The following is a 12,347-nucleotide window of genomic DNA, read 5'->3' as shown; positions in this document are numbered from 1 at the left end:
CCCCATGACTGGAATTATGGGAGGGCGATTGTCGGGGGTGCGCGGTGGAAGGTCGACCTTACGGCAGAATTCACCCGCCGTTCACGGAGCGTGGCGTCGATGGGGCCGCTCGGTCAGGTGACCTTGGAGGCGGGAGCGAGCGTGCCGGCCGATGAAGTACTCGGAGCCGTGCGCACGGGAATGCCCCAGCGAATCCCAGACACTGCCGATGAACGCGCCCGCCAAGCAGATGCTCTGGAGCGAGCCCTTGGTGGTGAGCGCGAGGGCTTTGGCCTTGGGCAGTTTCTTGACGGCTCGAAATTCCTGGTCGACGATGCCGACCATGTTCTGCGCGTGATATCCGTAGCCGATGGAGAGGCTTTCCAGAATTCCCGGGCTGTCGAGCTCGTCGCGCAGGCCGTAGTCGGTGAGCATCAGGTAGATGGTCTTGTTGGGGATGCAGTAGAGGCTGTAGACGTCATCCGGGTGGTAGACGCCACAGGCGGTCTTGATTCGATCGCCGTACTTCACGACGACCTTGGCCTTCTGGTACCGGAAGCCGGCCTTCGTCACCTGCGTCGACCAGGCCTTTTCCTGACATGCGGTAATGGCTTCGACGTACAGGCGGATCGCGTCGTGATCCTGGTTGACGTCATGAGAGTGCACCCTAGTGGATCATGCAGTAGTTACGGTCATGCCATCGGATAACGCTTCCTGTCACAGATATTGACGGGTATGGCGAAGGAAGTTACGTTTCGTCGGCAGATCGGGGGCCCTAGCGTCACACAAGGAGCCAACCCATGATCCGAAAAACGCTGACGTTCTGCGCGATCGCCGCGTTACTCATCGGACTCCCCACCGCTGCCCGGGCGGCCGACGCCACCCGTACACCAGGGTCGCCCACCTACACCGTGACTCTGACCAGCAACTCCTCTGGCACCACGTGGACCGGCCACGAGAGCGTCAGTTTCACGAACTTATCCGCAGACCCCCTCAACGAGGTCTACCTGCGCCTGTGGGACAACTACCACGGAAGCTGCCCGACCACCCCGATCACGGTCACGAACGTCAGCGGTGGCACGGCGAGCCCGCTGAGCGTCGCCTGCACGGCGCTGAAGATCACCCTCCCGACGCCGCTCGCCCAGGGACAGAACGGCTCGGTCGGCTTCGACCTGAGCATCGTCGTACCCAGCGGCGCCGACCGGTTCGGCCACGACGGCGCGTACAACTTCATCGGCAACGCCCTGCCCGTGCTGGCCGTGCGAGACGGCGCCGGCTGGCACCTGGACCCATACACCAACAACGGCGAGTCCTTCTACCAGCTCGCCAGCGACTACCGCGTCACCCTGGACCACCCGAGCTCGCTGCTCGTGCCCGCGACCGGTACCTCCGTGGACACACCGGGCAGCTCCGGCCGGACGATCACGACCGCGACCGCCACGCACGTCCGTGAGTTCGCCTGGGGAGCCGGCGCGTTCACCAAGACCACCGGCACGACCAGCACGGGCGTCACCGTGAACGTCTACCGCGTCAGCGGCATCAGCGCCGCCAGTGCCGCCTCGATGATGACCACCGCCACGGGCTCGCTGGTCGCCCACGCCGGCCGCTTCGGCGCCTACCCCTATGGCGAGGTCGACATCGTCCTGGACAACAACTTCTGGTTCGGCGGCATGGAGTATCCGGGGTTCGTGCTCGACCTGGTCAGCTCCACCGCGCTCGCCCACGAGCTGGCCCACCAGTGGTGGTACGGCATCGTCGGCGACGACGAGTACAACACCCCGTGGCTGGACGAGTCCTTCGCCGACTACGCCACCGACCTGTACCGGGGCATCAGCGGCACCAATTGCTGGAACAGCGTCGTCTGGGCGTCATCGGCCGAGAGGATCAGCAACTCGATGGCCTACTGGGACGCCCACTCCAGCCGGTACGGCACCGTCGTCTACACCTACGGCAAGTGCGCCCTGCACGACCTGCGCCGCCTGATCGGCACGTCGGCCATGCAGACGCTCCTGCACGACTATGCCGCCTCCCACTGGTACGGCATCTCCACGGTGGCCGACTTCAAGGCCGCCGCCCAGGCCGCCACGACGGTCAATCTGGCATCGTTCTGGACCACGCACCGCATCTGACGCTCTCGTCAGAGCGCCGCCGCCCAGCCGGCCACGGTGGTGACATCCGCCTGGTGGGGAAAGACCTTCTCCGTCAGTACGCGATGCACCTCCGGGTCGGCGTCGAGGCATCCGTCGGCCAGGACGGTGAGGCCGAAGTCCAGGTCGGCCGCCTGGCGCACGGTGGACAGCACGACGCCGCTCGTGGCGATGCCGGTGAGGACGAGGTGATCGATGTCGCCGGCCCGCAGCACCATGTCGAGGTCGCTGCCGGCGAAGGCGCTGACGCGTCGCTTGGTGACCAGGACGTCGCCGGGTTCAGGTGCCACGTCCGGATGGATCTGGGTGGCCTGGTCGCCGCCGGCCGATGGCATGGTGCGCGCGAGCCTGCCGAACATCTTGTTGCGGGCGCTGATCTCCGGGTACCCGGGACGGAACCCGACGACCACATAGATCACCGGGACGCCGCCCGCGCGGGCGGCGCCGATCGCCTCGCCCAGGCGCGGCAGGTAGGCGGGATCGGGGTAACGGTCGACGACGACGCGTTGGACATCCATGACGAGGAGAGCCTGCTTGGCCACTGTTGTCCTTCCATACTGCGGAGACAAGTCATCAGCTGATTACTTGGCAGCGTAGCCAAGAACGCCTGCTGAGGGCGGAACTCGTGGTCGCGCTGGGCGTCGGCATCGCCGTCGTACGATCCGCCGTCGGCCTGCAGCCCTTGGCTGACGCGACCTCCGACGATCTGATCGGCCCGCTTCGCGACGTCGTCGACGGCCTGCTCGGTCAGCGCTAACGGTGATCGTCGAAGGTCACGACCACCTTTTCCGCCGCGCCCGGTGTCAGGGTGAGCTGGAAGGCCCGCTCGGCCTCGGCGAACGGCACGCGGTGACTGACCAGCCGGGCGAAGCGCTCCTGATGCTCGGCGATCTCCGACGTGACCTCGAAGATCTCCGTGGGGTAGCCCTGGGACGCGATGAGCGTCATCTCGCTCCTGAGCATCGCGCCGAGGTCGATGGCGGCCGACTTCTTCTGCACGGCGACCATGACGAGCTTCGCACCCCACTTCGCCGACGCCGTCGTGGTGTTGATGACGGCGGCGGCACCGGCCGCGTCGATGTAGATGTCGGTGTCCGGACGGGTCGCCCCGAGCGCGTTGACGCCCTCGCCATGGAGTTCCAGCAGGCGGGCCGTCACGTCCTGACGAGAGGAGTCGATGACGGCGTCGGCCCCGACCGCCAGCGCGGTCTTCAGGCGTTCGGCGATGACGTCGACCACGACCACGTGCTGGACACCGCGGAGTTTCAGCCAGATCGCGGCTCCGAGCCCGATCGGCCCGGCTCCGAACACCACGACCTTGTCCTGCGGCCGGGCTTCGGAGCGATTGACACAGTGCCGGGCGACCGCCATGGGCTCGTTGAGCGCGGCGACGTCGAAGGGGAGGGAGCCGGGGATGTGCGCCACGCTCTTGCCGACGACGGCGTCCTCGATGACCAGGTAGTCCCGCATGCCGCCCAGCGCACCGCCGCAGCCGATGATGCCGGAGGGAGCGGCCTGCGGGTTGACCACCACGCGATCGCCGACCGCCAGGCCGGTGACCTCGGACCCGACCTCGACGATTTCGCCGGCCGGCTCATGCCCCAGCGCCACCGGCCTCGTCTGACCTTCTGGGCCCTGCGGCATGCCTCCCATGTGGATGAAGGTCGCGTCGGTGCCGCAGATGCCGCAGGCACGTACCCGTAGCAGCACGTCATTCGGTCCGGGAACGGGACGGTCGAGCTCCACGACCTCGACCGTGCCCGGTGCGCTGGTCTGTACAGATCTCATGGTGATGACTCTCTTCCTGTCGATTGAGGGCCGGTTCAAGCCGCCAGCGTCGCTTCGCCGACGACTTCGTGCCACTTGGCGCCGGCCGCGATGGCCTGCCGCCAAGGGCGAAGGGCCTTGGGTGGCATACCGGCCGAAAGCACTCCGGTCAGCCGGTCGCCGGTACGGTAGGCGGCCACGAACCGGCGCTCGTCCAGATCCCCCTCCACCACAGCGATGGCGTCGTGGCCGCGCAGGTAGCCGTGGGCCTGGATCTTCATGTCGTACTGGTCGGACCAGAAGTAGGGCACCGGAGCGAACGCCCTGCGCGCCCCAGGGCGCAGGAGGTTGCGAGCGGCGGCCATCCCCTGTTCGGCGGCGTTGGTGCGGTGCTCGACGCGCATCCGTACCCCGAACAGCGGGTTGTGCCAGCGGGCGACGTCCCCGGCGCCGTACACATCCGGGGCGGCGGCACTGTACTCGTCGCACACCAGGCCGTCGTCCACCGTCAGGCCGCTGCCCGCCAGCCACTCGGTGTTCGGTACCGAGCCGACGGCGATCAGGACCTCGTCGGCCTCGACCAGGTCGCCGCCCGCGAGGCGCACCCCGCTCCCGGTCGCCTCGGTCACGGTGACCCCGGTGCGCAGGTCGACGCCGTGCTCGAGGTGGGCCCGCGACAGCACCCGCCCCACCGCCTCGCCGACCGCGTGGGCCAGCGGCACCGGCGCGGGTTCGAGCAGGACGACCTCGCAGCCGAGACCCCGGGCCACGGCCGCGGCCTCCGCGCCGAGGAAACCGGCGCCGACCACGACCAGCCGCCGCCCGGGGCCCAGCCGGCCGCGCAGCGCCAAGGCGTCGTCCAGGGTACGCAGCACATGCGCGCCGTGGCCGGGCAGGCGACGTGGACGCACTCCGGTGGCCACGATCAGCCCGTCATAGGACACGTGCCCGCCGTCCGACAGCCGCACCGTACGAGCGTCACGATCGAGCCCCGTCGCGCTGATGCTCAGGCGAAGGTCGAGGTCGAGGGCGCTCAGGTCGTCCGGCGAGCGCAGGGTCAGCCGGTCGGGCTCCCACCGTGCGGCCAGGAGTTGCTTGGACAGCGGCGGCCGGTCGTAGGGAAGGTGGGGTTCGTCGCCGATGAGGGTGAGCGGGCCCGCGAAGCCCTCCCGGCGCAGGGTCTCGGCCGCCGCGAGTCCGGCGGCCGAGGCGCCGGCCACCACGATCCTCTTCATGTCGCCACCAGCCGGATGGCCGCCGCCGGGCAGATCGCCGCGGCCTCCCGCACCCCGTCGTGGAGTTCGGTGGCGGGCGTCTCGTCCAGCAGGATCGCGACGCCGTCGTCCTCTCGCTGGTCGAACACTTCGGGAGCGGCCAGGACGCACTGGCCCGACGCCACGCACTTGGGTTCGTCGAGTTCTACTCGCATGGGACTTCTTCCTTCTGTTGCTGAGAGCGGTTACCAGGTGACGGGCAGGGAGCGCAGGCTGTAGGCGATCCCTTCGAACGCGAACTCGATCTCGTCGATCGGGGTGGCCAGGCGGAGTGTCGGAACGCGCCGGTAGAGCGTGCTGTACACGACCTGGAGCTCGACGCGGGCCAGCGACTGGCCGAGGCACTGGTGGGGTCCGTAGCCGAACGCCTGGTGTAGCCGGGCGGACCGGCCCAGATCGAGCCGTTCGGGCTCGGGGAACATCTCGGCGTCCCAGTTCGCGGCGGACAGGTCGAAGATGATCCCGTCCCCGGCGCGGATCACCTGACCACCGATCTCGATGTCCTCCCGGGCGATCCGGCGAACCCCGGTGTGCACGATCGTCAGGTAGCGCAGGAGCTCCTCGACCGCGGCGGCGACGACCTTCGGATCATCGGTGTCACGCAGCACCGCGAGCTGGTCGGGGTGCCGCAGCAGGGCGAGCGTGCCGAGCGGGATCATGCTCGCGCTCGTCTCGTGCCCGGCGATCAGCACGGCCACCCCCATGGTGGCGGCCTCGGCGCGGGTCATCTCGCCGGCCTTGATCCGGGCGGCCAGCTCCGACAGCATGTCGTCGGCGGGGGCGGTCATCTTCCGCTCGATCAGGCCGTCGAGGTAGCCGACCAGCGCGGTGCTCGCCTCCTGCGCCTGCTGCGCCGACGAGCCGTGGCTCAACGCGACAGAGCTGTTGTGGTGGAAGAACTCGTTGTCCTCGTACGGCACGCCCATGAGCTCGCTGATCACCAGCGTCGGCACCGGCAGGCCCAGCGCGGTGACGAGATCGGCCGGCTTCGGCCCGGCCAGCATGGCGTCGATCAGATCGTCGGTGATCTGCTGGATGGCGGGCCGCAGAGCCTCGACCTTCTTGACGGTGAACGGGACGTTGACCATCCGGCGGAGCCGGGTGTGCTCGGGCGCGTCGGTGTTGGTGATCAGTGGCGGGGTGACCTTCGCGACCTCCGCCCGGCCCCGGGTCATGTGGGGAAAACCGGGCAGGTTCTCGTCGATGCTGATCCGGGGATCGGTGAGCAGTGTCCGCTGGTCGGCGTGGCGGGTGATGAGCCAGGGCAGGCTGCCGTCCCAGATCCGCACCTTCGAGACGGGTGCTTCGGAGGTCAGCTTCCGTACGGTCGCCGGCGGGTGGAACGGGCACCCGGCGTCCCTGGCCATCGGGTAGCCGGAAACGGATCCGGCGGTGCCGGTCAATGTGTCGGTCATGGGTCTCCCTCACTTCGATCTCGGGCCGGAACGGCAGATTGTCGCCTAGCCGATCGGCAAGCTCATTCCTAGCCGATCGGCAAGCAAATAGGCCAGTCAATGTGACGCAAGTCACTTGCCGATCGGCAGGTTGGCTGCTTGCCGATCGGCAAGCTACGATCGAGAAATTCGGGAGATCGAACGCGGCGGGGACGCCGCGGTGAGGAGCAGCCGTGGCCGTCAAAGCCGCCCAGAAGGCGTCCGGTGAGCCCCATACGCGGGAGCGGCTCATCGACGTCGCGGTTCGCCTGTTCACCCGGCGCAGCTTCGCGGGCACGTCGCTCCAGATGATCGCCGACGAGATGGGGATCACCAAGGCGGCCGTCTACCACCACTTCCGCACCCGGGAGGAGCTGCTCACCGCGGTGGTGGAGCCGGTGCTGCGCCGGCTGCGGGCGCTCATCGAAGCCGCCGAAGCGAAACGCACTCCCCACGCGCGAGCGGAGCACCTGCTCACCGGATATGTCGACCTGTCGGTGGAGCATCGAGCCGTGGTCGCCGTCTTCGCCAACGACGCCGGCGCGATCGAGATGCTGCGCGCCCAGCCCGAGACCAGCGACCTGATCAACCGCCAGCTGAACCTGCTCGCCGGCGTCACCCCCGGCCCGTCCGGGCGCGTCAACGCCGCCATGGTGATGGCGGGCATCGCCGCCGCGGCCGGCCCGGCACTGGTCCGCCTCGATGACGACACGCTGCGCAGGCACCTCACCGAGGCCGGCCGGCGCACCCTCGGACTCCGCGCTCCACGCCGTCCCCACCACGACGCGACACCCCGCGAACCGGCATCGGCGGACTGATCCTCCGGCCTCGTCCCGATCTCCGAACACCGCCGACGGGTCCGCCGCCACCAGCGGCGACGGCCTGACGACGGCGCGGGCGCTCGTTGCCGATTTCTGGTGCCGACCTTGCCGAATCGTGACACTATGGAGTCGCACTGTCACTGTGAGGAAGGTGGCCAGGTTATGAGCCCGGCGGATGATGACTTCGATCTGGACATCCGGCTCGGCACCCCCGGGGTTCCGCGTCCGAGCACTCTGGACACCGATGTGACGAACACGTGCATCACCGGGTGCCAGACCTGCATCACCTGCAACACCTGCCCCGGGATGTGCACCAACCAGACACAATGTGACCAGCCGACCTGCCACACCTGTGGCCAGGAAACCTGCGAGACCTGCCACACGAACTGCGGCACGTGTCTGGGTTGCCCGTCCCAGGACACCTGTCCGGCCTGTCCCACCGTACGGGGGCCGACCTGCGGCGAAACCGACTGCCATACCTGCGACAGCTGCATCGACTGCGGAACGCATGTCTGCCACGACTAAGAGCGCTTGGGCCGCAGTGCTGCCGAGCGCGATGGGAGTAAGAGCCGTTTCCGTCGCGCAAGAGGTGGCGGGTCGCATGCGTGACCCACAGCAGGTTCGGGTCTACGCGGAAAACGCGAGCCGGCAGAGCGAATTCGCCGGTTACCGGCGGTGGCGTCCGTCCGATGTCGCGCAGGGCGACGCGGGTCTGGCGCTGCTGTTCGGCTACGTGGACGCATGCCTGCCGGGCGACGGCTGGGACGTGCGCGCGCACGACTATGTGAGCCTGGCGGCGCGCGACGCACAGGAAATGACGCATGCACGGCCGAGCCTTTTCGGCGGCATCGCCGGTGTCGCGTTCGCCGCGCACTCGCTGTCGCGTGACGGCAGCCGCTACCGGCGGCTGCTCGGGGAGCTCGACCGGTGGCTGACTCCCCAGGCGGCCCAGCGGGCTCGCCGGTTGGAGCAGGCCGGGGCCGGCGTTTCGGTCGGGGCGTTCGACGTGATCGCGGGACTGGCCGGCACCGGCGCCTATCTGCTGTGCCGCCGGCCTGAGGCGGGTGCGGCGCGGGCGTTGGAGGCGGTGCTCGCCGGGTTGGTGGCGCTGTGCGGAGACCGTGAAGGGCTGCCCAACTGGCATACGCCGATCGGTGCCATGGGCGCCGACGAGCCCATGGCCCGCCAGTTCCCGCACGGCAATCTCAACTGTGGCCTGGCGCATGGCATCCCTGGTCCGCTGGCCCTCATGTCGCTGGCGATGCGGGCGGGGATCACCGTTCCGGGGCAGCGGGAAGCGGTCCAGCGGGTGGCCGGCTGGCTGGCCGAGCACCGCGCGGACGACGCGTGGGGCGCGAACTGGCCCTCCGCCTTCGCCCTTCCCTCCCCGGACTCGCCCCCGGAGCAGCCGAGACCCGGCCGCAGTGCCTGGTGTTACGGCAGTCCAGGAGTGGCGCGGGCGTTGTGGCTGGCCGGTTCGGCGCTGGAGGCGCCCCAACTGCGCGCGCTGGCGGTCGAGGCGATGGCCGCCACCTACCGCCGTCCCCTCAGCCGGCGGTACATCGACTCGCCGACCTTCTGCCACGGCGTCGCCGGGCTGCTGCAGATCACCACGCGCTTCGCCCACGACACCGGGGACCCGATGTTCGTCCAGGCCGCCGCCGATCTCACCGAGCAGCTCCTGGGGCTGTACCAGCCGGATCTTCCGCTCGGCTTCAGCGACCTGGAGCCCGGCGGCAACCGCGTGGACCAGCCGGGGCTGCTCGACGGCGCCCCGGGGGTCGCGCTCGCCCTGCTCGCCGCCGCCACCGACGTCCCACCGGCGTGGGACCGGCTCTTCCTGCTGTCATGAGCCTCCGCCGCCCGCTCTACCGTCCGCTGGACTGGCTCGTGGTACGCACCCCGCTCCTGCCCGTCGAGGACTACCTGGCCCTGAGCGAAGGGCCCCCTGACTGCGTCCGCGGGACCGCGTTGCCCGCGGACGCGCGGGTCCGCCGTGCGCTGCTGGTCGGCGGCGGTGACCTCCCGCGTGCCCTCGCCCGGTCGTTCAAGGACGACCGGGCGAGGCGTAAATCGGCCCGCAAGCTCCGGCGATACCTGACCCGGATGTCGACCCGGCCGACCCCGTACGGCCTGTTCGCCGGGGTCGGCCTCGGCGCCTGGGGCGAACGGACCGGCCTCACCCTGACGGCCGACCAGCCCCGGATCCACACCCGTCCGGACATGGAATGGCTGCTGTCCATGGTCACCGAGCTGGAGCGCCGCGCGGAGGTGCGTATGGGGCTGCGCTGGTTCGCCAACCCGGCGGCCTTCGTCCGAGCCGGCCGCGTCCGGCTCGGCGAGCGCGCGACGACCGGCGATGGAACAGCCGGATCGGTCTCGCTGCGCGCCACCGCGCCGGTCCTTCGCGCGCTGGAGGTCGCCCGCGAACCGGTTCCCTACCACCGGCTGTTCGACGAGCTCACCGGCGGCTCGGCGGCGACCGCGGACAAGGTCGCCCGGCTGCTTGAGCAGTTGTGGGCGCACGGTGTGCTGTTGACCGACCTCCGGCCGCCGCTGGCCGGCGGTGACCCGGCCCGGCAGGTGGCCCGGCGGCTCGCGGAGCTCCCCGCGACCCACACGGAGGCCAAGTCGCTCGACCACTTGCTGGAGGCGATGAGCAGATGGGATCGGCTGCCTCCCGAGGCGGGCGCCGACCGCTTCGCCGACCTCGTCGAACAGGCCGAGTCCGTGCACCCCGTCGAGCCTGGCCGGGCACGGCTGCAGAGCGACATGGCGCTCCCGCTGGGCGGCCGGACGGTTCATCGAAGAGTCGCCGTCGAAGTGGCCAGGGCCGCCGAGCTGATGCTGCGGCTGTCCCCGATGCCGCGAGGTTCGGCGGTCCTGGACTCCTACCGGCGCGCGTTCGAGGCGCGCTACGGTCCGGGGACCGAGGTTCCCCTTCTGGAACTGCTCGACCCCGAGATCGGTCTCGGCCCGCCAGAGCACTCCAACGGCTCAGGAACGGCCGCCGCGAACCGGCACCAGACACTGCTGGGCCTGGCCCTGGAGGCGATCAGGGACGGCCGGCGCGTCGTCGACCTGGACGAGACGGCCCTGACCGCCCTGCAGACCTGGGAACCGTCGCCCTCGGCCGCCCCGACTTCGCTCGACATTTCGGTATTCGTGCTGGCGGCCTCCCCGAGCGCCGTCGACGACGGTGACTTCTCGCTGGTCATCGGCCCCAACCAGGGCGGCGGCGCCGCCGGGCGTACGTTGGGCCGCTTCGCCCACCTGATCGGTCACGACGCCGTGGCCGCCCTGGCCTCCGTCGCGCGGGCCGAGGCCGCCGTCCGCCCCGGCCGGCTCTGGGCCGAGGTCGACTACCAGCCGCGCCGGGCGCGCAGCGGCAACGTCACGATCCGGCCGCTCGTCCGCGACCACGCGATCGTGCTCGACGCCGTTCCCGCGGCGCTCGGCCGGGCGGTGCCGGTGGACGAGCTGTTCGTCGGCGTCCGCGACGGCCGCTTCGTGGTGCGGTGGCCGGCGCTCGAGCTGGACGTGATGGCCTGCGCGGGACACATGCTCACCGGCCGGCAGGCGCCCGCGGTCGTCCGCTTCCTCGACGAGGTCGCCTGCGCCGGTCAGCCGCGGCTCGGCGGGTTCGGCTGGGGCCCGGCGGCCCAGTTCCCCTTCCTGCCCAGGGTCCGGGTGGGGAAGGTGATATTGACCCCGGCGACCTGGCGGGTGCCGAGCATGCGGGCGGGCTCGTTCGCCGCCTGGCGGGAGCAGTGGCGGCTGCCGAGATACGTCTACCTGGCCTTCGGCGACAACCGGCTCCTGCTCGACCTCGCCGACCCCGCTCAGCTCGACGAGGTGCACCACGAGCTCGAACGCCTGCCCAAGGGCGGGACGCTGATCCTCCACGAGGCGCTGCCCGCACCCGAGGACGCCTGGCTTCCCGGAGCCGACGGCCACTACATCAGTGAGCTGCTGGTCCCCGTGGTGCTCGACCATGAGGAACCACCGCCGCCCAGCACCGTACGCCGGGCCGCGCCGGTCACCCGGTCGGTTCAGGCCACCGATCGCCTCCGCCCGCCCGGCAGTGACTGGCTCTACGTCAAGCTGTACCACGCGCTCGAATCGGCGGACGAGCTGATCGCCGGCCCCGTGCGGGAGTTCGGCGCCACCGTACGCGCCGACGGCCTCGCCGACGACTGGTTCTTCCTGCGCTACGCCGATCCGGAGCCGCACCTGCGCCTCCGGTTGCGCGGCGATCCCGACGCGCTGGCCACCGTCCTGGCGCCGCTGCTGTTCCGCTGGGCGACCTCGCTCATCGACGCCGGACGCTGCAGCCGCTTCTGCGTCGACACCTATGACCGGGAGATCGAACGCTACGGCGGTCCGGACGGGCTCGCCGTGGCCGAAACGCTGTTCGGGGTGGACAGCCTGGCCGTGGCGGACCTGCTGGACCTCGCCCACCGCCGACCCGGGCCCGACCGCACGCTCACCGCCGCCCGTACGGTCGACGACCTGCTCGCCGCCATGGGCCTGGACGAGGCCGGGCGCGCGACCTGGTACCGCGACCGAGCCCCCGCCAGTCCCGCCACCGGCACGGAATACCGCGGACGGCAGGCCGATCTCCGCTCAGCGCTGGGCGATCCCGCCTGGTTGCCCGCTCAGCCCGCCGGACCAGAGCTCCAACAACTCCTCCGCGACCGCGCGGCCGGCATCCGGTCGGTCACTCGTCGTCTCGACGACCTGGACGCACGCGGTGCGCTCTGGGTACCCAGAAAGCAGCTGATGTCCAGTTTTGTACACATGCACTGCAACCGCCTGCTCCCCGGCGGCCCCGCGAGCGAACAGCGGCTACTCGGCCTGCTGTCCCGCACCCGCGAAAGCCTCCGGCGCGCGCCGCTGAGAACCGATCACGGATAGCGTCATGCC

11 protein-coding genes are annotated in these 12,347 nt (G+C 70.2%); 5 read left to right on the top strand and 6 right to left on the bottom strand.

The features are described 5' to 3' along the window. Positions 1-81: 81 nt before the first annotated feature. Positions 82-645: a neutral zinc metallopeptidase gene (locus AB0F17_RS32660; RefSeq protein ID WP_358030851.1), complete on the bottom strand. Its 564-nt coding sequence runs from the start codon at positions 643-645 to the stop codon at positions 82-84. Positions 646-779: 134 nt separating this feature from the next. On the opposite strand from AB0F17_RS32660, the gene AB0F17_RS32655 reads away from it, so the two are divergent. Continuing rightward, positions 780-2,108 (top strand): M1 family metallopeptidase, encoded by a 1,329-nt coding sequence (locus tag AB0F17_RS32655; protein WP_358030848.1) that lies wholly within the window; start codon positions 780-782, stop codon positions 2,106-2,108. An 8-nt stretch (positions 2,109-2,116) separates the two neighbouring features. Here the strand turns inward: AB0F17_RS32655 and AB0F17_RS32650 are convergent, their stop codons facing one another. Continuing rightward, positions 2,117-2,668: an isochorismatase family cysteine hydrolase gene (locus AB0F17_RS32650; RefSeq protein ID WP_358030845.1), complete on the bottom strand. Its 552-nt coding sequence runs from the start codon at positions 2,666-2,668 to the stop codon at positions 2,117-2,119. A 2-nt stretch (positions 2,669-2,670) separates the two neighbouring features. Between AB0F17_RS32650 and AB0F17_RS32645 the strand changes: the two genes are divergently transcribed. Continuing rightward, the gene (locus AB0F17_RS32645) at positions 2,671-2,883 is read left to right on the top strand and encodes a hypothetical protein (protein WP_358030842.1); all 213 of its coding nucleotides are present in this window, start codon (positions 2,671-2,673) and stop codon (positions 2,881-2,883) included. Here the strand turns inward: AB0F17_RS32645 and AB0F17_RS32640 are convergent. Genes AB0F17_RS32640 through AB0F17_RS32625 form a run of 4 tightly spaced genes read right to left on the bottom strand, consistent with a single transcriptional unit; the run spans position 2,880 to position 6,582 of the window. Beyond that, positions 2,880-3,914, bottom strand: a complete 1,035-nt coding sequence (locus tag AB0F17_RS32640; RefSeq protein ID WP_358030839.1) for an alcohol dehydrogenase catalytic domain-containing protein — start codon at positions 3,912-3,914, stop codon at positions 2,880-2,882. The genes AB0F17_RS32645 and AB0F17_RS32640 overlap by 4 nt on opposite strands. A 35-nt stretch (positions 3,915-3,949) precedes the next feature. Further along, a complete protein-coding gene (locus AB0F17_RS32635; protein ID WP_358030836.1) occupies positions 3,950-5,128 on the bottom strand; it encodes an FAD-dependent oxidoreductase in 1,179 nt (392 codons plus the stop codon). After that, complete coding sequence (locus AB0F17_RS32630) at positions 5,125-5,322, bottom strand: ferredoxin (RefSeq protein WP_358030833.1); 198 nt, start codon at positions 5,320-5,322, stop codon at positions 5,125-5,127. The genes AB0F17_RS32635 and AB0F17_RS32630 overlap by 4 nt, the downstream gene beginning before the upstream one ends. A gap of 30 nt (positions 5,323-5,352) precedes the next feature. Beyond that, positions 5,353-6,582, bottom strand: coding sequence for a cytochrome P450 (locus AB0F17_RS32625; protein WP_358030830.1), 1,230 nt, complete (start codon positions 6,580-6,582; stop codon positions 5,353-5,355). Positions 6,583-6,794: 212 nt separating this feature from the next. Between AB0F17_RS32625 and AB0F17_RS32620 the strand changes: the two genes are divergently transcribed. From AB0F17_RS32620 to AB0F17_RS32610, 3 genes are all read left to right on the top strand, one after another. Further along, entirely contained in the window at positions 6,795-7,418 is a 624-nt protein-coding gene (locus AB0F17_RS32620) for a helix-turn-helix domain-containing protein (protein WP_358030828.1), read from the top strand. A gap of 604 nt (positions 7,419-8,022) precedes the next feature. Next, on the top strand, positions 8,023-9,273 hold the full coding sequence (locus AB0F17_RS32615; RefSeq protein WP_358030825.1) for a lanthionine synthetase C family protein: 1,251 nt from the start codon (positions 8,023-8,025) through the stop codon (positions 9,271-9,273). Beyond that, positions 9,270-12,338 carry a lantibiotic dehydratase gene (locus AB0F17_RS32610; protein WP_358030822.1) on the top strand — a complete coding sequence of 1,023 codons (3,069 nt, stop codon included), beginning with the start codon at positions 9,270-9,272 and terminating at the stop codon, positions 12,336-12,338. The genes AB0F17_RS32615 and AB0F17_RS32610 overlap by 4 nt, the downstream gene beginning before the upstream one ends. Positions 12,339-12,347 lie beyond the last annotated feature (9 nt).

The sequence above is a fragment of the Nonomuraea sp. NPDC026600 genome, assembly GCF_040638335.1.
GTDB lineage: Bacteria > Actinomycetota > Actinomycetes > Streptosporangiales > Streptosporangiaceae > Nonomuraea.
This window is presented reverse-complemented; position numbering and strand designations above follow the sequence as displayed.